At 41.5% G+C, this 24,828-nt stretch carries 26 protein-coding genes; 8 read left to right on the top strand and 18 right to left on the bottom strand.

The genetic code is table 11. The annotated features are described in order from the left end of the window. Nucleotides 1-171: 171 nt before the first annotated feature. Nucleotides 172-1,620 (bottom strand): tRNA uracil 4-sulfurtransferase ThiI, encoded by a 1,449-nt coding sequence (gene thiI / locus QQJ93_RS13090; protein WP_089123391.1) that lies wholly within the window; start codon nucleotides 1,618-1,620, stop codon nucleotides 172-174. 514 nt (nucleotides 1,621-2,134) lie between these two features. Here thiI and xseB point away from each other — a divergent pair. Genes xseB through QQJ93_RS13070 form a run of 4 tightly spaced genes read left to right on the top strand, consistent with a single transcriptional unit; the run spans nucleotide 2,135 to nucleotide 5,502 of the window. Beyond that, nucleotides 2,135-2,380: an exodeoxyribonuclease VII small subunit gene (gene xseB / locus QQJ93_RS13085; RefSeq protein ID WP_089123392.1), complete on the top strand. Its 246-nt coding sequence runs from the start codon at nucleotides 2,135-2,137 to the stop codon at nucleotides 2,378-2,380. A gap of 1 nt (nucleotide 2,381) precedes the next feature. After that, nucleotides 2,382-3,266 carry a (2E,6E)-farnesyl diphosphate synthase gene (gene ispA / locus QQJ93_RS13080; protein WP_089123393.1) on the top strand — a complete coding sequence of 295 codons (885 nt, stop codon included), beginning with the start codon at nucleotides 2,382-2,384 and terminating at the stop codon, nucleotides 3,264-3,266. A 27-nt stretch (nucleotides 3,267-3,293) separates the two neighbouring features. Continuing rightward, entirely contained in the window at nucleotides 3,294-5,177 is a 1,884-nt protein-coding gene (gene dxs, locus QQJ93_RS13075; protein WP_089123394.1) for a 1-deoxy-D-xylulose-5-phosphate synthase, read from the top strand. A 16-nt stretch (nucleotides 5,178-5,193) separates the two neighbouring features. Then, nucleotides 5,194-5,502, top strand: coding sequence for a hypothetical protein (locus tag QQJ93_RS13070; protein ID WP_089123395.1), 309 nt, complete (start codon nucleotides 5,194-5,196; stop codon nucleotides 5,500-5,502). A gap of 29 nt (nucleotides 5,503-5,531) precedes the next feature. Here the strand turns inward: QQJ93_RS13070 and QQJ93_RS13065 are convergent, their stop codons facing one another. The 9 genes from QQJ93_RS13065 to nrdR form a co-directional block, all read right to left on the bottom strand. Further along, nucleotides 5,532-5,873 carry a putative quinol monooxygenase gene (locus tag QQJ93_RS13065; RefSeq protein WP_089123396.1) on the bottom strand — a complete coding sequence of 114 codons (342 nt, stop codon included), beginning with the start codon at nucleotides 5,871-5,873 and terminating at the stop codon, nucleotides 5,532-5,534. A gap of 18 nt (nucleotides 5,874-5,891) precedes the next feature. Next, a complete protein-coding gene (pgpA, locus tag QQJ93_RS13060) occupies nucleotides 5,892-6,404 on the bottom strand; it encodes a phosphatidylglycerophosphatase A (RefSeq protein ID WP_089123397.1) in 513 nt (170 codons plus the stop codon). A 26-nt stretch (nucleotides 6,405-6,430) separates the two neighbouring features. Beyond that, a complete protein-coding gene (thiL, locus tag QQJ93_RS13055) occupies nucleotides 6,431-7,429 on the bottom strand; it encodes a thiamine-phosphate kinase (RefSeq protein WP_089123398.1) in 999 nt (332 codons plus the stop codon). A gap of 135 nt (nucleotides 7,430-7,564) precedes the next feature. Beyond that, complete coding sequence (gene nusB / locus QQJ93_RS13050; RefSeq protein ID WP_027696880.1) at nucleotides 7,565-8,032, bottom strand: transcription antitermination factor NusB; 468 nt, start codon at nucleotides 8,030-8,032, stop codon at nucleotides 7,565-7,567. Between the two features lie 21 nt (nucleotides 8,033-8,053). Further along, a complete protein-coding gene (gene ribH / locus QQJ93_RS13045) occupies nucleotides 8,054-8,521 on the bottom strand; it encodes a 6,7-dimethyl-8-ribityllumazine synthase (RefSeq protein ID WP_027696879.1) in 468 nt (155 codons plus the stop codon). A gap of 204 nt (nucleotides 8,522-8,725) precedes the next feature. Continuing rightward, nucleotides 8,726-9,835: a bifunctional 3,4-dihydroxy-2-butanone-4-phosphate synthase/GTP cyclohydrolase II gene (gene ribBA, locus QQJ93_RS13040; protein WP_089123399.1), complete on the bottom strand. Its 1,110-nt coding sequence runs from the start codon at nucleotides 9,833-9,835 to the stop codon at nucleotides 8,726-8,728. 80 nt (nucleotides 9,836-9,915) lie between these two features. Then, on the bottom strand, nucleotides 9,916-10,575 hold the full coding sequence (locus tag QQJ93_RS13035; protein WP_089123400.1) for a riboflavin synthase: 660 nt from the start codon (nucleotides 10,573-10,575) through the stop codon (nucleotides 9,916-9,918). Nucleotides 10,576-10,598: 23 nt separating this feature from the next. Beyond that, nucleotides 10,599-11,750 (bottom strand): bifunctional diaminohydroxyphosphoribosylaminopyrimidine deaminase/5-amino-6-(5-phosphoribosylamino)uracil reductase RibD, encoded by a 1,152-nt coding sequence (gene ribD, locus QQJ93_RS13030; protein ID WP_089123401.1) that lies wholly within the window; start codon nucleotides 11,748-11,750, stop codon nucleotides 10,599-10,601. Between the two features lie 45 nt (nucleotides 11,751-11,795). Beyond that, nucleotides 11,796-12,245: a transcriptional regulator NrdR gene (gene nrdR / locus QQJ93_RS13025; RefSeq protein WP_089123402.1), complete on the bottom strand. Its 450-nt coding sequence runs from the start codon at nucleotides 12,243-12,245 to the stop codon at nucleotides 11,796-11,798. Nucleotides 12,246-12,488: 243 nt separating this feature from the next. Here nrdR and QQJ93_RS13020 point away from each other — a divergent pair, with 243 nt between their 5' ends. After that, complete coding sequence (locus QQJ93_RS13020; protein WP_089123403.1) at nucleotides 12,489-12,818, top strand: hypothetical protein; 330 nt, start codon at nucleotides 12,489-12,491, stop codon at nucleotides 12,816-12,818. A gap of 500 nt (nucleotides 12,819-13,318) precedes the next feature. Here QQJ93_RS13020 and glyA read toward each other — a convergent pair whose 3' ends face one another. Further along, nucleotides 13,319-14,569, bottom strand: coding sequence for a serine hydroxymethyltransferase (gene glyA / locus QQJ93_RS13015; protein ID WP_089123404.1), 1,251 nt, complete (start codon nucleotides 14,567-14,569; stop codon nucleotides 13,319-13,321). 389 nt (nucleotides 14,570-14,958) lie between these two features. Here glyA and QQJ93_RS13010 point away from each other — a divergent pair, with 389 nt between their 5' ends. Then, nucleotides 14,959-15,561, top strand: coding sequence for a YitT family protein (locus QQJ93_RS13010; protein ID WP_089123613.1), 603 nt, complete (start codon nucleotides 14,959-14,961; stop codon nucleotides 15,559-15,561). A gap of 56 nt (nucleotides 15,562-15,617) precedes the next feature. Here QQJ93_RS13010 and QQJ93_RS13005 read toward each other — a convergent pair whose 3' ends face one another. From QQJ93_RS13005 to gmhB, 7 genes are all read right to left on the bottom strand, one after another. Further along, complete coding sequence (locus tag QQJ93_RS13005; RefSeq protein WP_089123405.1) at nucleotides 15,618-16,016, bottom strand: MliC family protein; 399 nt, start codon at nucleotides 16,014-16,016, stop codon at nucleotides 15,618-15,620. A 14-nt stretch (nucleotides 16,017-16,030) separates the two neighbouring features. Beyond that, nucleotides 16,031-17,026 carry an ABC transporter ATP-binding protein gene (locus QQJ93_RS13000; protein ID WP_089123406.1) on the bottom strand — a complete coding sequence of 332 codons (996 nt, stop codon included), beginning with the start codon at nucleotides 17,024-17,026 and terminating at the stop codon, nucleotides 16,031-16,033. Further along, nucleotides 17,023-18,051, bottom strand: coding sequence for an ABC transporter ATP-binding protein (locus tag QQJ93_RS12995; protein WP_089123407.1), 1,029 nt, complete (start codon nucleotides 18,049-18,051; stop codon nucleotides 17,023-17,025). Before QQJ93_RS12995 ends, QQJ93_RS13000 begins: the two co-directional genes overlap by 4 nt. A 182-nt stretch (nucleotides 18,052-18,233) precedes the next feature. Beyond that, entirely contained in the window at nucleotides 18,234-20,081 is a 1,848-nt protein-coding gene (locus tag QQJ93_RS12990; RefSeq protein WP_089123408.1) for an extracellular solute-binding protein, read from the bottom strand. A 68-nt stretch (nucleotides 20,082-20,149) separates the two neighbouring features. Then, nucleotides 20,150-21,202 carry an ABC transporter permease gene (locus tag QQJ93_RS12985; protein ID WP_089123409.1) on the bottom strand — a complete coding sequence of 351 codons (1,053 nt, stop codon included), beginning with the start codon at nucleotides 21,200-21,202 and terminating at the stop codon, nucleotides 20,150-20,152. A gap of 1 nt (nucleotide 21,203) precedes the next feature. After that, nucleotides 21,204-22,232 carry an ABC transporter permease subunit gene (locus QQJ93_RS12980; protein ID WP_089123410.1) on the bottom strand — a complete coding sequence of 343 codons (1,029 nt, stop codon included), beginning with the start codon at nucleotides 22,230-22,232 and terminating at the stop codon, nucleotides 21,204-21,206. A 24-nt stretch (nucleotides 22,233-22,256) separates the two neighbouring features. After that, nucleotides 22,257-22,820, bottom strand: coding sequence for a D-glycero-beta-D-manno-heptose 1,7-bisphosphate 7-phosphatase (gene gmhB, locus QQJ93_RS12975; RefSeq protein WP_089123411.1), 564 nt, complete (start codon nucleotides 22,818-22,820; stop codon nucleotides 22,257-22,259). 276 nt (nucleotides 22,821-23,096) lie between these two features. Between gmhB and metN the strand changes: the two genes are divergently transcribed. After that, nucleotides 23,097-24,131 (top strand): methionine ABC transporter ATP-binding protein MetN, encoded by a 1,035-nt coding sequence (gene metN, locus QQJ93_RS12970; protein WP_089123412.1) that lies wholly within the window; start codon nucleotides 23,097-23,099, stop codon nucleotides 24,129-24,131. Further along, nucleotides 24,121-24,804 (top strand): methionine ABC transporter permease, encoded by a 684-nt coding sequence (locus QQJ93_RS12965; protein ID WP_162497275.1) that lies wholly within the window; start codon nucleotides 24,121-24,123, stop codon nucleotides 24,802-24,804. Before metN ends, QQJ93_RS12965 begins: the two co-directional genes overlap by 11 nt. Nucleotides 24,805-24,828 lie beyond the last annotated feature (24 nt).

Raw genomic sequence — 24,828 nt, 5'->3', positions numbered from 1 at the left:
AAAAAGCCGACGTTTTACTTTATTCTATACCCAAAGCAATTGGAGTTGCAGTGAGGCGACAAGTGAATGAAGCCTTATAAACATCGCCTGTCTATCCTTCCTTTATAAAAAGAAAGGTGAAGAACACTGGAAACAAAACTGCAGCTTCAAGCACAACGGGTATATCTACCATTAAGGGCGATATACTTTGACATTGTTATAGCCTAAATCTTTGAGATACAAAGCTTGCAAACGGCTCATCACACCACGATCACAATACAATAAATACTGTTTGCTCTGATCAAGATCGCCAAACTGAGTTGCCAACTTGTAGAAAGGTAGATGTTTAATCTCAACACCATCAATTTCTAATGGATTCATATCCTCTTCATCGGGACTACGAATATCAAGAACAACCGCTTGTTGAGCAATCTCAGCAACCAACTCTACTTCCGGCGCTTGCTCTTGGCTTTCAGTTTCAATATCACGGATATCCATCACACGAGCATTAGCCACCACTTGTTCAAGAATATCGAAATTGAAATTCAATTCTTCTTTTTCAAGTTTCGCTTTAACCGCTTTCACCGTTGGCTTTTTAGAAATCACGCCACAGTATTCCGGCATCACTTTAGCAAAATCTTCTGTGCCGATATCACGCGCCACATTAATGATATCTTCTTTATCCCAGTTAATCAGAGGACGTAGAATCAATGTATCGGTAACATTATCAATCAAACGTAGGTTCGTCAGCGTTTGGCTGGATACTTGACCTAGTGCCTCACCAGTCACTAACGCTTCAATACCGAATTTTTCAGCAACCATACCGCCTGCTCGCATAAACATACGCTTAAGCACTACGCCCATTTGGCCATCATCAACATTTTCTAGAATTTCAGCCACAACAGGCTCAAAATCTACCGCGATAAACTTAACTTTCGCTGAAGACCCGTATTTCTTCCATAAGAAATGTGCCACTTGCTTCACGCCGATTTCGTGTGCTGGGCCACCTAAGTTAAAGAAACAATAATGAGTTTTTGAACCACGTTTGATATGTAGGTAACTAGAAACACCTGAATCAAAACCACCAGAAATTAAACTCAATACATCTTCTTGAGTACCAAGAGGGAAACCGCCTAAACCTTTATGGCGGGCGATCACTTGGTTTAACTTATCATTGGCGATTTCTAAATTGACGGTCACTTCTGGCTTAGTTAATTTTACACGAGCAGATTCAACTGCTTGGTTTAAGCCTCCACCAACGTAACGTTCAACTTCAATCGAAGTAAAATCATGCTGACCGCGGCGTTTAACGCGCACTACAAAGGTTTTCCCTTCGATAAGATCACGGCTTTGCTTTAGTGCTTGCTCATAAATGTTGTGCAAGTCGGTAAACTCAGACTGCAACACTTCAAGAGAGTGGTGGATGCCTGGTGTGTGAGTAATGATCTCAAGCACTTTATCGTAATATTCATCGCTATTTGCAGCAATTTCGATGTGATCACGACGGTTTAATACCGCAACAGATTCTGTTTCACGCTGGATAATATTGCGAAGATTACGCTCCAGTGTACGAGTGAAACGTTTACGAACCGAGTCACTTTTAACAAAAATTTCTGGATGGGGTTTTACAATAAACTTCATATCATGATTCACTTTTTATCGGATTATTCGACATTATGGCTAAATTCAATTCAGATAACGCCAAAACTGAGGCGCAAAATTATACACGACAATTCATCTAGGCGGAATGTATTTCCTCTCTACCTCTCTACCCCTATACCCAAGTGACTTCAAGATGCAGAATTCAGAGCTATCATCCAAACCTTTAGGCAAGAAAAATTGGTGAAGGAATGTAAGCACCTTTCAAACCAATCTGACGCGGCATAAAGGTTTGGATGAAGCTCCCGAAGGGCAAGTTAAAACAAGCTTTATGCGGCGTTAAATTAAATAGAGATAGGATACTATGATCATATTCAATTTTCCTTGCCTAAAGCTTGTTTTATTCTTGCTGAAACTCGCATCTTGAAGTCACTTGGGTATATAAACCACAATTTCCTGCCAATTTTAGGATAAAAAGCAGATTAACCCTTGTTTCACCGCTGCTAGGTCAAATACAATTAGCCCTTTCCAGAGCATCTATATAAGCAGAATCAACATGGCGAATAAAAAACCTGAAAACATGAGCTTTGAAGAGTCACTAACCGAGCTAGATGCATTGGTTAATCAACTTGAAAATGGCGATTTAGATTTGGAAGACGCGTTAAAGAAATTTGAGCGTGGAATTGCCCTTGCTCGTTCAAGTCAAACCAAATTGACCGAAGCTGAGCAGCGCGTTGAGATTTTGCTAAAAGATGACGATGAGTCAGAATTGATCCCTTTTGACCCTGAAAGTGACATTTAATATGAGTATTTCACTGGCTGACTACCAAACAAGAAATAACCGACAATTGAACTTGTGGTTAGATAGCATTCCGCATCAAAATCAAACGCTGACCAAAGCCATGCGTTATGGTTTATTGCTTGGTGGTAAACGTGCTCGTCCGTATTTAGTTTATATAACAGGACAAATGTTTGGTTTAACTCTAGAGCAGCTAGATACACCAGCATCCGCAATTGAATGTATTCACGCTTATTCACTGATCCATGATGATTTACCAGCAATGGATGATGATGAACTGCGTCGTGGACAACCTACTTGCCATATAGAGTTTGATGAAGCAACAGCGATCTTAACGGGTGATGCATTACAAACTCTCGCATTTACTATCCTAGCCGAAGGTTCTTTAGCTACGGTAAGTGAACCTCAACGTATTCAATTAATTAAAGAGCTCGCCAATGCTTCTGGTTCATTAGGTATGTGCATGGGCCAATCTCTCGACCTTGAAGCAGAAAATCGTCTAGTCTCTATTGAAGAATTAGAAGAAATCCACAGAAACAAAACCGGTGCTCTGATTAAATGTGCAATCCGTATGGGTGCATTTTGTGCAGGAGAAAAAGGCATTGAAGTCATGCCGCACCTAGACCGCTATGCAGAAGCGGTCGGGCTTGCTTTCCAAGTTCAAGATGACATCCTAGATATTATTAGCGACACCGAAACCTTAGGAAAGCCCCAAGGTTCCGATCAAAATTTAAACAAGAGTACCTATCCTGCTCTGCTAGGATTAGAGGGAGCCACGCAAAAAGCGCAAGACTTGTTACAAGAAGCGCTTCAAGCACTACAGGCTGTACCTTACAATACTCAGTCACTCGAAGAGTTCGCTCGATACGCCGTCGAACGCAGCCATTAAAATACTCTAATTAAGCGCTAAAATTTTATGACTCTTGATATATCAAAGTATCCAACACTCGCACTTGCCAATACACCTGACGAGTTGCGCACTTTACCAAAAGAAAGCTTATCACCGCTATGTGACGAGCTGCGTACTTATTTACTCAATTCAGTAAGCCAATCAAGTGGCCATCTCGCATCTGGCCTTGGCACAGTTGAACTCACAGTTGCGCTTCACTATGTTTATAACACGCCATTTGATCAACTCGTCTGGGATGTTGGTCACCAAGCCTACCCGCATAAAATTTTAACGGGTCGCCGCGAGCACATGCCAACTATCCGTCAAAAAGATGGTTTGCATCCTTTCCCATGGCGTGGTGAAAGTGAATATGACACACTGTCCGTTGGTCACTCGTCTACCTCAATCAGTGCTGCATTAGGCATGGCAATCAGCGCACAAAAAGAAGGTAAAGATCGTAAAGTAGTGAGTGTAATCGGTGATGGTGCGATTACCGCTGGTATGGCCTTTGAAGCCATGAACCATGCCGGTGATGTGCATGCCGATATGCTAGTGATCTTAAACGATAACGAAATGTCGATTTCTGAAAACGTCGGTGCACTCAACAATCATTTAGCTCAACTACTTACTGGCAACTTCTACACTTCCATCCGTGAAGGTGGTAAGAAAGTACTCTCTAATGTGCCACCAATCAAAGAACTCGTACGCAGAACAGAAGAGCACCTCAAAGGCATGGTCGTTCCTGGTACCATGTTTGAAGAGCTTGGTTTTAACTACATTGGCCCGATTGATGGCCACGATGTTAAGGAGCTGGTCAAAACATTAAAAAACATGCGCGGATTAAAAGGTCCTCAGTTTTTACATGTGATGACTAAAAAAGGCAAAGGCTACGAGCCTGCGGAAAAAGATCCGATTGGTTACCACGGCGTTCCTAAATTTAACCCTGAAGAAAGCTCATTACCGAAAAGCAGTGGTGGTAAACCTACCTTCTCTAAAATTTTCGGTGATTTCCTATGTGATATGGCCGCGCAGGATCCTAAGTTAATGGCGATTACACCTGCAATGCGTGAAGGGTCTGGCATGGTGCGTTTTTCTAAAGAGTTCCCACAGCAATATTTTGATGTAGCGATAGCTGAACAACATGCGGTCACACTTGCTTCAGGTATGGCAATTGCTGGTCAAAACCCGATTGTCGCGATCTACTCGACCTTCCTACAACGTGGATACGATCAATTGATTCACGATGTAGCGATTATGGATTTACCTGTAATGTTTGCTATTGACCGTGCCGGCTTAGTTGGTGCAGATGGTCAGACACACCAAGGTGCCTTCGATCTCAGCTTTATGCGCTGCATTCCTAACATGGTGATCATGGCACCAAGTGATGAAAATGAATGCCGCCAAATGCTCTACACTGGCCATAAACACCAAGGCCCTAGTGCAGTGCGCTACCCTCGCGGATCTGGCTGTGGTGCTGAAGTTCAAACCGACATGACTGAACTTGAAATTGGTAAAGGTCGTATCGTACGAGAAACTAACCTTGCAAATAATTCGACGACTAAAATTGCGATTTTATCTTTCGGTACTTTCCTACCTGAAGCATTAAAAGCGGCTGAACAACTTGATGCTACCGTTGCAGACATGCGCTTTGTCAAACCACTTGATGAAGAACTCATACTTAAACTCGCAAGTGAACACGACGTGCTGGTTACACTAGAAGAAAATGTAATCGCCGGCGGTGCTGGCTCAGGTGTGATTGAGCTTCTAATGCAACGCAAGCAAATTAAACCTGTACTGCAACTAGGCTTACCGGATGAATTTGTTCATCAAGGCACACAAGATGAGCTATATGATGAATTGCACTTAAATGCTATAGGTATCGAACAAAAAATATCAATGTATATTCAATAACCATAGAAGCAATAAAATGAAATTAGATAGAACAAAAATTGAAAAGAACCTAGAGGATTTTATTCAAAAAATCATCTATAAAACTATGCATATAGAAGGCACCACTACAATAACGGCTGTCTCTTATTTAGGCGATATGCGGATTACTAGTGTCACTGTTGATACAATCCAAAACGATGAGTTTGATCTAGAAGAGAGTACGGCTATAGCATTAGAAAAATGTAAACACAAAACCTACGATGTACTGTATGAATTTGAGATTTACTATCTTTATCGAGAGTCGGGATTGATTGATTCATTACCTCATCAGCCCGAACAGTATTAATATTAGGCCTCACTGGAGACCTAATATTACTATATCAAGTCGAAATTAGTCGGCTCGTCGGTATAAACCGCAACATTCGACTTTTCGACTAGTCCGGTTTCAGCCACACACTGCTGTTGAAAGAAGTCAGCAATTTCTTGACGCTGGCAGTGCGCTTCAAACGCTTCGTTACTTGCCCAGATTTCATGAAAAGCAATAGGGTAGCTTTCACCACCAGCAAATGGACTTGTGCGGTGACGGGTCACTACATATTGCAGGCAGCCATCTTCACGTAGAGTATTTGGCTCTAGTGCTTGAAGTACCGAAAACAACTCATCTAGCTTGCCTTCTTTCGGTTGAAACTGCGCCACACAATATACTTTCTTAGACATCTTATTTTCCTTCAATCGTTATAAATACAAAACCACCAGCCATAAACTGATCGCAGCAAACACACCAGCCAACACATCATCAATCATAATGCCAAAGCCACCATGAACATGACGATCGAGCAAGCTAATCGGCCACGGCTTTACCATGTCAAAAATTCGAAATAAAACAAAGCCAATCAATAAAGTTTGCCAATCATAATGTGGTAACCCCATAAAAGGCACCACACTCATGGTGATCCAAAATCCGACGAACTCATCCCACACAATCGCACCATGATCATGCACTTGCATATCATCTGAGGTTTTCTGACAGATGACGATACCTAATAAGGCGGCCACGATCACTACAACGCCATACGCCAGCGTAGGTAATTGCACCAATAATAAATAAAACGGGATCGAGGCAAGCGTCCCCATGGTACCGGGAACGATTTTAGATAAACCGCTACCAAAACCCACTGCCAATAAGTGCCAAGGATTCGACAACTTAATGCGAGACAATGGATTGATGGATGGTTTTTGTTGTGACATGTTGTGCCTATGTTTTTATAAATATATTAATAGAAATGATCAAAACCTTGCGCTTGCAAGATAGGATCATCCGATAACAGCGGTTGCCCTTCACGTAACAAAGTAAGCTGAGATACGTTTTGTGATGATTGCGGTGACACAATTTGCCCGATATAAGTGAGCTGACAACCGGTTTGCTGCTCAACCTTAGCAAGTTTCGACTTCTTCTCATCAGCTACAGTAAAACACAATTCGTACTCTTCACCGCTTTGCAGAGCCACTTGTTGAGCGAGATTGTGTTCTCCACAAAATTCAATCACTTCTGCCGATAAAGGCAATAACGCGACATCAATTTCAGCCGCGACATTCGAGCGTTTTAAGATATGCCCAAGATCGGCCACCAGCCCATCGGAAATATCAATGCAGCTTGTGGCAATACCGCGTAGCCTTTCCGCCACACCAATGCGAGATTGCGGGTAAAAATGACGCTCAACCAACTCTTTTGCGTAGCGCTTACTATGAAGCTCCGATTGCAAAATCACGCTTAACCCCGCATGACTATCGCCTAATTGACCGGTGACATAAACCGAATCGCCGACTTTAGCACCACCACGAGTTAGCGCTTGCCCAGTTGGCACTAATCCTTGAATAGTAAATGAAATACTCAAAGGGCCTTTGGTGGTATCTCCGCCAATCAGTTGCAAACCGTGTTCATCCGCCAACTTAAACATGGCATTACAAAATGGAGTGAGCCACGCGTCATCAATCTCGGGTAGCGTCAGAGCCATAGAAAACCACGCCGGCGTTGCGCCCATCGCAGCCAGATCGCTAATATTAGACATCAAAGCTTTATGAGCCACCGCAGCAGGATCCGCTTCAATAAGAAAGTGAGTACCCAGTACTACCGTGTCGGTGCTGATGGCAATTTGATAACCAGGTGGTGGTGAAATCAACGCGCAATCATCGCCTAATGCAATATCAACATCCGCTCGATTGACTTGTTTATGGGCAAAATATTTTTCGATTAAGTTAAACTCACCAGACATGAACACACTCGCTAATTGAAAGGTCAAAGTATACAAAAAAGGCCAGCGCTTGGCTGACCTTTTCGACTATTTATTTCATCGACGATTTGTTTCATCAACTTGTGTTTCAGAGACCTGAATCACAATGCTTTGAAATTACTTTTTACGTACGTGCGGTGCCGCTTTATCAAGCACACCATTGATGAACTTATGACTATCTTCTGCGGCAAAGACTTTAGCAAGCTCAATTGCTTCGTTGATAACCACTTTGTATGGTACATCATCACGCTTAGTCATTTCATACATCGCAAGGCGAAGTAACGCTAATTCCATCATATCCAAATCTTGCATTGGACGAGAAAGGTATGGGCGTAACTTGCTGTCTAATTCCATGTTTGTGTTCACGACACCTGACAGTAAGTCTTGAAAATAAGCAACATCCGTTTCTGGTGCTTTTAAGCTAGGTTCACCAGCATGATGTTCTTCTTCATCATACTTTTCACCGGTTAGAAACTGATGTTCAATAGTTGCCACATTTTCTTTAGTGACTTGCCAAGAATAAATCGCTTGTAGTGCGAATTGACGTGCATTACGACGTGCGGCTGGTTTCACGCGAGCCCCCATTAGGAATTAGATTGCAAAAAATTAGTTAATTTCATTTAAAACGTTGATCATCTCAAGTGCGCTAAGAGCAGCTTCTTGCCCTTTGTTACCAGCCTTGGTGCCCGCGCGTTCAATCGCTTGATCGATTGTATCAACAGTCAATACGCCAAATGCTACTGGAAGACTATATTCCAAAGACACTTGAGCCAGACCTTTATTACACTCACTACATACATAATCAAAGTGCGGTGTACCACCACGGATAACCGTACCAAGTGAAACAATCGCATCGAACTTACCAGTCTTTGCCACACGTTGTGCAACAAGTGGTAATTCAACCGCACCAGGGCAACGAACAACCGTGATGTTGTCATCGCTTACTTGGCCGTGACGCTTCAATGTGTCAATTGCACCTGAAAGTAAACTTTCGTTAATAAAGCTGTTAAAACGAGAAATAACGATAGCAATTTTTGCATTCGGAGCGGCAAAAGCACCTTCGATTACTTTCATAAGTTATCCTTTAACTGTTTTCTAGAGAGTGAGAATCGGCGGATTCTACCACAAATTTGTGAGCGATATCTATTGATAATTGTCCCTGGTTCCTAGTCTATAGTTACGCTTCGCTTCTAGGAAAAGAAAAGCCGCCAACAAATCTAATTAAAATAAGACTTTTTGACAGCTCTCTTCTAGAAACTAGCACCTAGGAACCTTTTTCTATTCCGTTACATAATCTACGACATTCAAGCCGAAACCTGACAATGCATGGTAACGCTTATCTGACGACGATAATAAGCGCATATCTTTTACGCCTAAATCCGCAAGGATCTGAGAACCCACACCCACTCGGCGTGAAGTACCCTGCTTTTTGGCCATTACAGGTGCAGTGGCATTATCTTGTTGCTCGAATACTTTTACCTTATGAATGATTGATTCTACGGTTTCTTCTTTGCCTAGAATAACTAGCACGCCGCCTTCTTGGTTAATCCGCTGCATTGCCGCATCCAGAGACCAACTACGATCACTTGAACGATTCGAATGCAATAGATCAGTGAAAGTATCTTGCAAGTGAACTCGAACCAAACAGGCATTATCAGTCACATTACCTTTACGTAGTGCATAATGAATCTGGTTATCAATCGTATCGCGGTAAGTCACGAGATCAAATTCACCAAATTCGGTTGGCAATTTACACTCAGACACACGTTCAATAGTGGTTTCAGTGTTGTTACGGTATTCAATTAAATCGGCAATCGTACCCAATTTAATTCCATGCTTTTCAGCAAATACTTCTAAATCAGGACGACGCGCCATGGTGCCGTCTTCATTTAAAATTTCCACAATAACAGAAGCGGGCTCTAGACCAGCAAGACGCGCCAAATCGCAGCCAGCTTCGGTATGGCCTGCACGAGTTAATACGCCACCATCTTGCGCAGCTAGGGGGAAAATGTGACCAGGCTGTACTAGATCTGCAGCTTTAGCATTTTTAGCAACAGCCGCTTGAACGGTTACCGCGCGATCCGCAGCTGAAATGCCAGTTGTTACTCCTTCGGCTGCTTCAATTGAAACAGTAAAGTTAGTCGTGTATTGAGCATTATTGTCTTGCACCATTGGCGGCAAGCCTAAGTTATGACAACGCTCTTTAGTCAATGTGAGACAAATCAAACCACGACCGTGAGTAGCCATAAAATTAATCGCTTCAGGCGTGATATGTTCAGCGGCCATAATAAGGTCACCTTCATTTTCACGATCTTCATCGTCCATTAAGATAACCATTTTACCTAGACGAATATCATCAATAATTTCTTTTGAACTGCTAATTGGCATATTGAATTCCTAACTATTCTTATTCTGCTGAGGCTGACTTGGCTGCAAATAACTCGAAAATAGAGTTAAATTAAATAAAGTTAAGCAAAGCCATTTTTTTGCAATAGGTCCATAGTAACGCGAGAAACCGGTGTCGCTTCTTCTTCCGCCTTACCTGTAATTAATCGTTCTAAATAACGGGCAATCACATCCACTTCCAAATTAACTTTTCGTCCAACGACAAAGCTATTGACGGTTGTTTCTTGTGAAGTGTGCGGAACAATTGTGATTTTAAAAGCATTTTTACGAACATCATTAACCGTTAAACTAATACCATCAATGGTAACAGAACCTTTTTCGGCAATGTAACGAGCGAGATGACTTGGGACTTCAATCCAATACTCCATCGCACGACCAACTGGTTGACGATCGATAATTACACCAACATCATCTATATGCCCAGAAACAATATGTCCACCAAAGCGAGTCGAAGGAAGCATGGCTTTTTCTAAGTTAACTGATTCTCCCACTTGATATTGTGAAAAACCAGTGCGCTTTAAGGTTTCTAGTGATAAGTCAGCGCGATAACTACGTTGATCAAATGCCACCACTGTCAGACAAACACCATTGGTTGCGATACTATCACCTAAGTGTACATCCGACATATCTAGCTTACCGGCATCAACCTTAATGGTGACATCTTCACCTTTAGGGGTAATCGCCAAGATAGTACCGACCGCTTCAACAATTCCTGTAAACATAACGTCTCTTTCTCATTAAAATTCTATTTTTTCTTGATGGTTGCGGTTAAGCGAATATCACTATCTACCATGCGCACATCTTGAATATCTAGTTCAATCAAATCATTCATTGAGCTTAGGCCACACAGTTGAGTTAAACCACGACCATCTGTGCCCATCAACCTTGGTGCAAGATAAATAATCAGTTCATCAACACAATTTTGCTCAATGAAACTTGCGGCTAACTGAGCGCCAGCTTCAACCCATATATGATTAATATTATGCTCATCAGCAAGTTGCTTTAATACACTTGGCAGATCAAACTGTTGCTCAACGACCTTGGCTGCTCGTGATTGATGGCTAGACTTAAAGGGATCTGGTACTTCAATCGCCAAATCATGCAAGGTAAGGATCTCGCCTTGCTGTTGCCATAATTTTAAATCGGTATATTCAGGGTTTTGCAACTTAGCTTGTCGATCAAGCACAACTCGTACAGGCTGTCGTAGTGAATCTTGTTGGTAAACCGCTTGAATTGACTCAGGGAGATCTTGCCAGCGAACATTGAGTGATGCGTTATCATCGATCACCGTTTTAGCGGTAGATAGAATCGCGCCCGCTTTGGCTCGGTATGCTTGTACATCTTGACGTGCTTTCGGGCCTGTAATCCATTGACTATCACCATTCGCGAGTGCGGTTTTACCATCAAGGCTAGCGGCTAATTTAAGCTGAACAAATGGCATCCCTGTTTTCATTCGTTTAATAAAACCAGGATTGAGATTAATGGCATCTTGCTCAAGCAAACCGACATCTACTTGAATGCCAGCCTCACGCAACATTTGAATGCCTCGGCCTGCCACTTGAGGGTTGGGATCTTGCATCGCACACACTACCCGAGCAACTTGCGCTTTAATTAATGCTTCCGCGCAAGGTGGCGTACGACCATAATGAGAACAAGGCTCTAACGTTACATAAGCGGTTGCGCCTGTGGCTTGTTCAGCGGCTTGACGCAGGGCATAAACTTCCGCATGTGGTTGTCCAGCTTTAAGATGTGCTCCCTGTCCAATCACAGCCTGATCTTTGGTGATCACACAACCAACGTTAGGGTTTGGCGCAGTGGTATAAATACCTTGTTTTGCCAAAGCGATCGCTTGAGTCATCATTTGATAATCAAAAGCAGAAAACACAACTTGAGTCATGACTTTATTCCAATAGCTAAAATTGTAGATCTTAGAGATAAATAATTAATCTTCTAAACGTGCAATTTCTTCACCAAATTCACGGATATCTTCAAAGCTACGGTAAACCGAAGCAAAACGAATATAGGCAACTTTGTCGAGAGTTTTGAGTTGTTCCATCACTAAGTTGCCAATCATTTCACTTGGCACTTCACGTTCACCGGTGGCGCGCAATTTCGATTTAATAGTGCTGATCGACAGTTCAACCGCATCGGCACTGACAGGGCGTTTTTCCAGCGAGCGTTGAATACCACCAATCATTTTATCTTCATCAAAAGGCTCTCGATTACCATTGGTTTTTATCACTTTAGGCATCACTAATTCTGCGCTTTCAAAGGTAGTAAAACGTTCACTACAAGCAAGGCATTGGCGACGACGGCGTACTTGATGACCATCGGCAACTAATCGCGAATCAATGACTTTAGTGTCATTTTCAGAACAAAATGGGCAGTGCATCCTCTCTCCCTCGAATCAGAGTCGTTTTATATTCTTTATTATTGATCTAGTTTATCCGAAATAACTAGGCTTAGCGACTGCACACCTAAGCTTCATCGTCATTATCGAATAAATTTTATCTCTAAGTTGAGCAAAGTTAGCGATAAGGTTACACTTACTGTAATTTCAGTGATCGCTTAGTGCTCACCATCACTCACATTTTGGTCCGGGTATCTCTACGGATAGATATAGGAAGTAATAAATATGAAATATGTAGGATTAGCAGGATTGCTAGTATTAGCCTTATCAGGCTGTTCAAGCACCACTCAAGAAGATAATTACTTAGATGCGTCGTTCGAACTATGCAACACTGAAGTAAAAGTATTCTCTACCAGTGATGACGGTAAAGTTCGTATCGTTTGTGCTGACGGCTCGAAGTTCGCAATGGACAACGCGAAAACTTTAGACACAATGCGTGACCTAAATGCTTCTTATTGTTCTGGTGAAGGTCTAGGTCAATTTAACGAAAGCTCTCGTTACTACATGTTCAAATGTAAGTCTGGCTCAATGATTAGCATCAACAAAGACGACTAAGTTTCGAGTTTCGAGTTTCGAGTTTCGAGTTTCGAGTTTCGAGTTTCGAGTTTCGAGAAAATCTTAAAGCCTCAGTTTGAATGTGCAAACTGAGGCTTTTTTATTATTTATACCAATCACACTAATTAAATAGTCAGAAATTGCGTAGGAAAAAGGTTTGAGAACAAGGCGAAAATTTTCGATAAGTAGTATTCTACAATCAAAATTTATAACGCAGTTATCGAGCCTTTTAACAAGCAAGGATGATTAGATAATTTAGTACGATTGGTATTATCCCAAAACAAAACCCAGCCATTTCTGGCTGGGTTTTATCTCTTTCGAGAAGCGAAGCGCTCTAGATTCGAGTTACGAAATTCGTCTCTTATCTGACGCTGCTATAAACTGTTTTACAACGAGTTTAATTTCAAAATAAAAAGAGCGAGTTCAAGAAAGAGGCACGGATTTTACGCTAGTAAATGAGTACCTCTGCCGCAGAAATCGCTCCTTTTTATCCAGAAATATTATGCGTAAACTGGTTTGCGCTTACAAATCTCTAATACTTTTGCTTTAGTTGCTTCAATCACAGACTCATCACCCATGTTGTCTAGAATGTCACACATCCAGCCAGCAAGGTTTTTCGCATCTTCTTCAGTGAAGCCACGACGAGTGATTGATGGTGAACCAACACGAATACCAGAAGTTACAAATGGGCTACGTGGATCGTTTGGTACTGAGTTTTTATTTACTGTGATATTAGCTGAACCTAAAGCAGCATCGGCTTCTTTACCAGTAATATCTTTGTCGATTAGATCAACAAGGAATAAATGGTTTTCAGTTGAACCAGAAACAATGTTGTAACCGCGAGCAATAAATTCTGCGACCATCGCTTTTGCATTGGCAACAACGCGAGCTTGGTATTCTTTGAATTCTGGCTCTAGTGCTTCCTTGAAAGCTACCGCTTTTGCCGCGATAACGTGCATTAGAGGACCACCTTGACCACCAGGGAAAACCGCTGAGTTTAATTTTTTATAAAGGTCTTCACCTTCATTCGAAAGAATCAAACCACCGCGTGGGCCAGCAAGCGTTTTATGCGTTGTTGTCGTAACTACGTGCGCATGAGGCACTGGGTTCGGGTAAACACCAGCCGCGATAAGACCAGCAACGTGAGCCATATCTACGAAGAAGTAAGCACCTACTTTATCTGCGATTTCACGCATACGCGCCCAATCACAAACTTGAGAGTAAGCAGAGAAACCACCAATGATCATTTTTGGTTTGTGTTCTACCGCTAGCGCTTCCATTTCTTCGTAGTTAATTTGACCTTTCTCGTCAATGCCGTAAGGAATGATGTTGTAAAGCTTACCAGAGAAGTTTACTGGTGAACCGTGAGTTAAGTGACCGCCGTGCGCTAGGCTCATACCTAATACGGTATCACCTGCATTTAACAGCGCCATGTAAACTGCATTATTCGCCTGAGAACCAGAGTGAGGTTGTACGTTTGCATATTCAGCGCCAAATAACTCACATGCACGTTCAATCGCTAAAGTTTCTACTTTATCAACGTACTCACAACCACCGTAGTAACGCTTGCCAGGATAACCTTCTGCGTACTTATTGGTTAGCTGAGAACCTTGGGCTTCCATCACACGTGGACTGGTGTAGTTTTCCGAAGCAATAAGCTCAATGTGCTCTTCTTGACGAAGAGTTTCTTCCTGAATTGCGGTAAAAAGATCCGCATCGTAATCCGCAATGTTCATATCACGCTTAAGCATTTGTATCTCCTGGTTCAGATTATCTGAAAAGTCCTAAAAACCCGAAAGGTCCATAAAAACGGTAAGTTTCGTAAAAATACAGCCAACGACGCAAAGCAAACGTTTTCGTCACTGTTTTTGATAGGCGTTATTCTACCTAATTTGATCCATATCAGAAAGTAGCAATCTCAACTTTCTGCATGCAAAAACTTAACAATTAGGTTGAAGAAAAGTAATAGTGAACAGATTTCCACCATTCTTTGTTTATGGTGTACAAACCATATAATAAGTTTACATTTGCGTAAACATTCGAATACAACTCGTTAACCATGATTTTCTAACAAAAGTACCATAATCACACTTCATTGATTAGAATTTCGTTAATTATGGACAAGAATATTATTTCAGTGATGGAAAAACACACAAAACGAGAAGATGGAATTGCACTACTAGTTGGAAGTTTTTTAGTCGCATTAGGCGTGTTTTTTCTCTCGTCTGCGCAACTCATTACTGGTGGCACAGCGGGGTTGGCACTATTACTGAGCCAACTTTCTTCTTTATCCTTCGGTACCTTATATTTTTTTATTAATCTACCATTTTATGCTTTAGCTTGGCTACGCTTTGGGAAAGCCTTTGCGATTAATAGCCTCCTTTGTGGTGCGTTAGTCGCTATTTTTGCCGACCAATTGTACAACGTTATCGTGCTGAGTCGGATCAATGAAATTTTTAGCGCAATAGCCGGTGGGTTATTAATTGGTATTGGTATGTTGATTTTATTTCGCCACCGCTCAAGCTTAGGCGGTTTTAATGTGATGTGCTTATTAATCCAAGATAAGACAGGAGTCTCTGTTGGTAAAACTCAAATGCTGCTCGATTGTAGTATTGTTATCGCATCGCTATTTTTTGTATCAAGCTGGACTATCGCCCTTTCGGTACTCGGCGCGATTATATTAAACATCACATTAGCTATGAATCATAAGCCAAATCGCTATGCTGTTAGATACCAACAATAAATACTCTAAAACTACAGTTCTAAAAAAAGGGCTCAAAGGCCCTTTTTTATAAAACTTTACTCTTTCACTTGGAAGCAGTCGTGAAAGGTTTCGTGGTTTAAAGTGATAATAGCTTTATCTCCTTTTCCCCAAAATGTTTGCATACCATCTACCGATGCATATTTACTACCTGATGCCGATTCTACGCGAATAAGTGGATAAGAGCCTGAACGCTCAACGAGCATTGCTTGTTCCTGACCGGAATACTCAATTAAGAAAGGCTTTTCAAACTTACCTTGTGATTCACTTTCAGACTGATCAATTCGACATTTATAAGCAACGCCCACCACCTTAACGCCATCCACTGAAGTAGTGGTCGCAATATTATCGGAACTTGGTTGTTCTTCAACTGTGGTACAGCCTGACAGTAATGCGAGAGAAAGCATTGTAAATAAAAACGACTGACTACATGTCATAAATCACCATCCAATTAATTATATAAAAAACACGATACAGAATGATGTGAATTTTCATCTTCCATCAAAACAGGTTGTTGCTGACATTTTGACATGACTTGAGGACAACGTGAAGCAAAGCGACAACCTTTAGGTCTATCAATCGGCGATGGAATATCCCCTTTTAATAAAATGCGTTCACCAATTCCTTGTTCTTCCCATCGAAGTTTGGCATTTCTGTATTTAGGGTGAGTAATCGGAATCGCCGATAATAAAGATTGGGTATACGGATGTTTCGGGTGCTGATAAACCTGCTGTGCCTCGCCATATTCGACAATTTGACCAAGGTACATAACAGCAATTTTATCGGAGATATGACGAATGACCGATAAATCATGGGCAATAAAAATTAACGTCAGATCCATTTCTTTTTGTAATTCAAGTAGCAAATTTAGTATTTGCGCTTGAACCGAAACATCTAGCGCAGATACTGACTCATCACATACTATTAGCTTCGGCTTTAATGCAATAGCCCGCGCAATGCCAATCCGCTGCTTCTGCCCACCAGAAAATTCATGAGGGTAGCGTTCAGCGGCATCCGGCGTTAAACCTACTTTTACGAGTAACTCTGATACCCATTGTTTTCTTTCTGCTTCGCTACCCAATTTATGGATAACAAATGGTTCTTGCAAAATCATCCCTACAGTATGACGAGGGTTTAATGATTCCGTAGGATCTTGAAATACCATCTGCATTTCTTGTCGCAACGAGCGCATAGCCTTGTTATCAAGCTGACAAATATCCTGCCCTTTAAATAAGATTTGCCCGCTAGTCGGTTCATATAACCGCAACAAACTTCGGCCTAAGGTACTTTTACCACAACCTGATTCCCCAACGATTCCTAAAGTTTCACCTTTATTTACGACTAGAGAAACATCATCGACTGCATGAACAGTATAGCCTTTTTTTAACAAGCCTTTTCCTGAATGAAAGTACTGTTTAAGGTTTTTAATCCTAATTAGCTCACTCATAATACTGACTCCTGACGGCTGCCTTTGATAGGTAAATCTGGCCAGAAGTGACAACTAATTTGGTGCTCAGCATTTTTCATTTCTAGAACAGGAGTTCGTTGTAAGCATTTCTCTTGTTGATAAGGGCAACGTGAAGAAAACCGACATCCCACGGGCATATCGTTGAGATTAGGCACCGAGCCTTCAATCGTCGGCAACATAGCTTTGGGGATTGATTGACTATTAGGCATAGAAGCTAATAATCCTTGAGTATATGGATGACTAGGGTAGTCGAACAGCTCAAATACATCGGCTTGCTCGACAACCTTTCCAGCATACATTACCACCACTTGATCACAAATTTCAGCAACCACTCCCAAGTCGTGGGTAATGAAGATAATCGACATGCCAGTCTCTTGTTGCAGTGATTTCATTAGGTCTAAAATTTGCGCCTGTACTGTCACATCGAGCGCTGTAGTCGGTTCATCACAAATCAGCACATCTGGTTTACACGCTAATGCAATCGCAATCATTACACGCTGGCGCATACCTCCAGATAATTGATGGGGAAACTCCAACATACGTTGTTTTGGTGAAGGAATACCGACTTTTTCTAGCATTTCGAGTGACAATTGATAGCGCTGTTTTTTGCTAAACTTTGATTGATGCAATTGATACACTTCCATTAATTGCTTACCAATCGTATGCACAGGATTAAGCGCTGTCATAGGATCTTGAAATATCATCGAAATGGCATTACCACGCATTTGATACATTTTTTCAGCAGGAAGTGTAGCTAAGTCATCAACCTTGTCTTGATGAGTGTATTCAATGCTTCCCGACACCACCTGACCAAAAGGTTTTGGCAACAGCCCCATAATCGACATTGCCGTGACGCTTTTACCACAGCCAGATTCTCCGACTAGGCCAATGGTTTTTCCTTTCGGTACATGGAAGGTCACACCATCAAGCACACGAACTTGACCATTATCAGTTTCAAATTCAGTGCATAAATCGGTAATGGTTAAAACTGAAGTTTGGGGCATTATAATTCCACTTGTTAAACTCTGTTCGATTCTCGTCGCTCGGCCGCTTCGCTAATCGTTACTAGAAAAAGATAATATCCAAGCAACTTATCGATAAACGAGAAGTGAAACGCCCGAGATTCTAGTTACGAAACCACCTTCGGTTCTCTAGGGTATACAACTAGAATCCCTGCACCTCTTATCTACCTATATTTCTCATCAACAATCGTTACTGGCTCAAACGCTTTACCTGAACCCATCGCGTCTTTGGTTTCTTTTTTCGCCTCTTGATCGATCCAGAAAGTACCTAAACTACCGATAAAACCTGAAGGGTAGAATAGCGCCTCGGTTTGTTTGGTCGCCAGTTCTTTTGGTAACTTCATCCAACGCCAATACCCCTCACGTGCATAAGGAACGCTGTAACCTGGGATCACCACCTTAGCGTCATCAATTTTCTGTTGAATTTGACGAGATAACTGATGTTTTTCAGACAAATCAAATTCATTACGATAGGACTCAATTAACTTATCTAACTCAGGTGAGCTGTAGTTGGTGAAGTTATTATTTTGCGGTTTATTAGCAAATTCAGAAGAGAAATACTGCCAGTACACCGGAATACGTGAAGCTGACATGTCATGAAATGACAGTTGATGTTTTTTCTCAAGCACATACTTAAACATGCTAGAACCATCGATCAGATTAAGCGTTAAGTCCAAACCGGCCAATTTGGCCTGCTCACGTAAATATGCAATGCGCGGAGTATGCGCCGGCGTCGCATAAGTTACAGCAAAACTAAGTCTCTGACCCTTATCATTTTGGCGGATGCCATCTGGGCCAATTTGGGCAAAGCCTGCTTTTTCAAAGAAAGAAGCCGCTAGTTTAGGATCAAATTTTGGCGCAGTAATACCTGGCTGATCATACTCGCCATGTCCACTACCCATTGGGTTATTTTTACGAACATAATCATTACGCAGAATTTTATCTAGCATGCCGTCATAATCCATTGCATGCATTAACCCTTGGCGTACATTAATATCATCTAACATTGGCATCGCGGTATTCAACCAAATACCTCCAGCCCCTACTGGCGCTTGGTTAAACGCCCACGCTTTATGGATATAACCTTTGTCGTAGTTTTCCCCTACCGCTTTATCATGCCAAAGCGTAGGGCGAACTAAAGCAAATGAGTCTAACTGACCTTTTTCAAAATATTTAAACGCAATATCTGGATCTCGAATCACTTTAATACTGATTTTTTCAACATTAAAACGATGTTGATAGTACTTATTACTATAGCCCCACCAGTCTTTCACATGCTTAAAACTAACCGCTTTGCCTTTATCAATATCACTGATGTAATACGGACCTACGGTTGGCTCCGGCTTAAAGTTATACCGACGAACAAAATCATCATCAATACCATCGCCATTATCATCTTTACGAGGATTAGCATAAAAATGAGCTGGAATTGGTGACAAATTAACATAATCCATCAACTCATCGGGATTTCTTGGTTTACCTGAAACTACCGCAATGGTGTGATCATCATAGGCAATCACATCACTAACTTCTTTGGTGTAAAAGTCATTATACCAAGGCGCAACGATATCTTTAGAGCGCATCATTTTGAGTATAAAGGTGAAATCTTTTGCGGTAACTGGTTTGCCATCGTTCCATTTCGCTTTTGGATCTAGCTTAAAATACACCGTTTTATGATCATCGGAAAATGCCCAAGAAGTGGCAATCGATGGGAGCCAATTATCTGTATTAGGGTGCCTATCCAGCAATGCCATCGTGGATCGAGTCCAAGCGGCAAAGGTACCATTAGCATCTGGGCCGACGGTACGGAAGGTTTGAGGAAAGCTCGCCATGTAGGTGTGATAAATACCACCGAACTTAGCTTCTGGTGAGGCAAAAATAGGATCGTTATTATTAGTCTGCCAATCTAAGTTATCTGGCAATTGAGCAGCATGAGAGAAACCACTGGAAAACGCCACACTTAATGATATTCCACACAACCATAATGAGCGTAATTTAGTCGGTTTTATCATTGTCTTTCCTTAAACATTTATTTAATACCCAAGTAACTTGAGTATATACCCAAGTAACTTGGGTATAGTTAAACATATTTGGTAAAGCGTTTGGGATCAAAGGCTTCACGAATCGCTTCACCAATAAATGTCACCATAATTAACACAGATACAATTGCCGTCACCACAGAAATAGCAATCCATGGTGCATCGAGATTGGACTTACCTTGCTGTAGTAATTCCCCCCAACTCGGGGTCGGCGGCATCAAGCCTAACCCTAGATAATCTAGTGCGGTTAATGCGGTAATATTGGCGACAATGGTAAAAGGTGCCAAGGTAACTATCATCACCATAGTATTAGGCAAAATATGATGAAATAAAATTCTCCAATTTGACGCACCTAATGCTTTTGCTGCCAACGTATATTCACGCGCTTTTTCTTTATACGTCATGGTCCGCATGTACCAAGTCATGCCCATCCAACCAAACAATACATTGATAAAGGTAAATAGCATAAAGCTGGGTTGCATAATGGAGACTAAGATCATAATCACATACAAAAACGGTACCATTGACCAAATCTCGATAAACCGTTGAAAGAAAAGGTCAAACTTTCCACCCCAAAAGCCCATCACACAACCAACGGTTACGCCAATCGCATACGAAATCGCCATGGTTAGCAGCGCAAAGCCCATGGCAATTCTAAAACCATATAGCAGACGAGCGAGAATATCTCGTCCTATAGTATCGGTTCCTAAATAGTGTTTGCTTGCCATGCTTGGCCCTGCGGGAGGAAAGTTGCTATCAAAATCTTGTTCATAAGGATTCCAAGGCACCAGCGGCATAATCACCAAGCCTTGCGGATCTTTGTCGGTTATCACTTTTTGCAGTTGGCGATAATTAGTTTCAGCCTGATAACCAAGATCAAAGGTACTACCGGAAATTACATCCGCGTAAGTTGGGAAATACCATTGCTCTTGATACTTCACCACAATGGCCCGGCTATTAACTAGTAACTCTGCCAATAACGCGATCACAAATAAAAACGTTAAGATCATCAGTGACCAATAACCACGCTTGATCGCTTTAAAGCGTTTTATTTTCTTTTGAGTTAACGGGTTAGAAATAAAAGCTAATCTCATATTAGGCTCCAAACTTAATACGAGGATCAACTAGGGCCACGCAAATATCCGACAAAATATTTCCAATCAGCAACATCAGCGCATTAATGGCAAATAGTCCCATCACCACAGGATAGTCTCGCTCCATAATTGATTCATAGCCTAATAAACCTATGCCATTAATATTGAAAATCACTTCAATCAAAAACGATCCAGTCATAAAGAACATCAGAGAATTACCAAATGAACTGGCGACCGGAATTAAGCTATTACGTAGAGCATGGCGTCTTACCGCCAGTTTAAATGGCAACCCTTTCGCAATAGCCGTTCGAACATAATCAGCTGCTAAATTTTCCATTAAGTTATTTTTCATGGTCATGGTCAACAGGGCAAAATCACCAATCAAATAACAAAATAGCGGCAACACTGCATGCCAAAGCACATCTTTGATTTGCTCCGGCAGAGTAAAATATTCAAAGTCATCACTGACAAAACCGCCCATCGGAAACCATTCTAAATGAAAGCTAAATAAGCTCAGCAATAGTACCCCGATCACATAACCGGGCAGCGCAAAACCGACAAAAATAAAGATAGAACTAGAGGCATCTATCACACTGCCATGGCGCAGTGCTTTCATGTAACCAAGAGGAATGGAAATAAGGTAACTAATTAAAAACGTCATCCCACCATAAAATAATGACACAGGTAGACGTTCGGCAATCATATCGGTGACAGGTTCGTAATAGCGTGTAGATTCACCTAAATCAAATTGAACCAATTTTTTCAACCATAACCAATAGGCTTCTGGAATCGGCTTATCTAAACCATAAAATTCATTAAGTTCAGCAATTTGATCATCAGATAACGCATTATTACCGCCATGAGTCACACTACTAGATGTCGCGACTTCTCCTTGCTGCATCTGTAAGCTAAGCAGCATACGCTCTACCGGCCCACCGGGAACAAAACGAGTTAACGTAAAAATCAGTAAGGTAATACCAATAAAGGTAGGAATGACCAATAAGAGTCTTCTAAAAATATACGCTAGCATCCTATCCAGCCTGTCATCAATTCATCACTTAGATATATTTTCAGCTAAATACTTAGGCACATCTTTAATGCTATCGAGCACAACACTCGCTAAAGATTGCGCTTCATCGGTCACTTCTTTACCGCTACGCACTAAAATTTTAGTGGTTACCCCTGCGGCAATAGCGGCTTTCATATCATCAGATTTATCACCAATCATTACTGAGCGTGACATATCAATATCTAACTCTTCTTGTGCAGAAATAAACATACCAGGTGCAGGCTTACGGCAATCACAAACTTGCGCATATTTTTCTACTGAGCCTTCAGGATGATGCGGGCAATAGTACAAGCCATCAAACTCAACACCTTGATCAACGAAATTCCAATCCATCCATTCAGTTAGCGTTAAAAATTCTTTCTCAGAATAATAACCACGAGCAATGCCCGATTGATTGGTCACAAGAACCAGATGGTAGCCTAAATCTTTCAGTGCTTTGGTCGCCTCAAACACACCGTCAATGTACTCAAAATCATCCACTTTACTTACATAACCATGGTCGACATTAATGACACCATCACGATCAATAAAAACGGCAGGTTTAGACAAAATAACACTCTCTCTTTTTAAGGCTGATTTTGCAGATAGAAAACAAAAGTATTCAGTAAAATATGAATTAATAATTATTGCATGCTTTGCTTAGTTCTTCATTAGATTAATAAGAATAGTCTGAATTACCCTTTTGGACGTCTAGACGTAAAAATATCTATTGACTTGAGATGGCGAAAACCATAGCATCGTCTACTAAATCGCAGTCACAATGCGCGCTTTCACTAAAATTTGGATTTATTGAAAGTAGAATATATTACCAAGTCAGGTTGTTAAATGATTGAAATTAATCAAGTCAACAAAGTGTTCTATCAAGGCAGCAAGGAAATTCCTGCACTGGTAGACATTAATCTTCATATCCCTCAAGGGGAAGTCTTTGGTGTCATCGGCTCATCTGGTGCCGGTAAGAGTACCCTTATTCGCTGTGTTAATATGTTAGAAGCCCCAACGTCTGGCTCAGTTTTAGTTGATGGCTTAGACCTCACTAAACTTTCTTCTAAAGAATTAGGCCAAGCTCGCCGTAATATCGGCATGATTTTCCAACATTTTAATCTACTGTCTTCTCGCACTGTTTTCGATAATATTGCGCTACCTTTAGAGCTGGCTAAAACCCCAGCAAGCGAAATAGAGCAACGTGTCACCGAACTATTGGATTTAGTCGGTCTTGCCGATAAACGTGATACCTACCCAGCTAATTTAAGTGGTGGTCAGAAACAACGTGTTGCAATTGCCCGTGCATTAGCCTCAAAACCTAAGGTTCTACTGTGTGATGAAGCGACTAGTGCGCTAGATCCAGCAACTACTAAGTCTATTTTAGAGTTGCTCAAAACCATCAATCAGCAACTTAACCTAACGATTCTAATCATTACTCATGAAATGGATGTAGTGAAGAATATTTGTGACAAAGTCGCCATCATCGGTGGTGGCCGCTTAGTTGAGCAAGGTCTAGTAAGTGATATTTTTGCTCACCCTAAAACAGAACTGGCACAAGAGTTTATTCGCTCTACCTTAGACTTATCCATTCCTGAAGATTACAAAGCTCGCTTACAAACGACTCAAGTGGAAGGCTCAATTCCTCTAGTACGCCTTGAATTTACTGGCTCAACGATTGATGCACCAGTGATCAGTCAACTATCCCGTAAGTTTAATGTCGATGTCAGCATTTTAAACTCCGATATTGATTACGCTGGAGGCGTACGCTTTGGATTAATGGTTGCAGAGTTCTTTGGCGATAAAACTCAAGTAGAGCAATCACTTACCTTCTTAAAGGAACACAATATTAAAGTCGAGGTGCTTGGCTATGTTTTATGATCAGATCATGGATTGGTACTACGATCATCGTACTTTTCGTCTAATTTGGGGCGCAACTTGGGAAACTCTGTACATGGTAGGCGTTGCCGGGTTAATCGGCTTTATCATTGGTATTCCAATGGGCGTAATTCTACATATCACTAAAAAAGGCGGATTAATTGAAAACCGCACTGTGAACATGATACTTGGTGCCATCGTCAATATTGGTCGCTCTGTCCCCTTCTTAGTATTAATGGTTGCCATTATTCCATTTACTACCTTTTTAATTGGTAAGTTTATTGGCACAACCGCCGCCATTGTCCCACTCACTGTTGGCGCAATTCCTTTTATTGCACGTTTAGTGGAAAGTGCATTGGTTGAAGTGCCAAGCGGCCTAATTGAAGCGGCTCAATCTATGGGTGCAAGCCCAATGCAGATTATCCGCAAAGTATTGTTACCAGAAGCTTTACCTTCAATTGTTAACACCGTTACTATCACCTTAGTGACCTTAGTAAGCTATTCTGCAATGGCAGGAACCGTTGGCGGTGGTGGCCTAGGTGATGTGGCAATGCGTTATGGTTATCAACGCTATCAGCCTGACATCATGTTCATCACTGTAGTGTTATTAGTTGTCGTGGTACAAATTATTCAAATGGTCGGTGACCGAATCGCCAACCGAGTGGATCATCGTTAATTATAAGAAATAGACCCAACTCAT

This window comes from Vibrio algivorus (genome assembly GCF_030161215.1).
GTDB classification, from domain to species: domain Bacteria; phylum Pseudomonadota; class Gammaproteobacteria; order Enterobacterales; family Vibrionaceae; genus Vibrio; species Vibrio algivorus.
The sequence above is the reverse complement of the archived record's forward strand: the minus strand, read 5'-3'. Positions and strand labels throughout refer to the sequence as shown.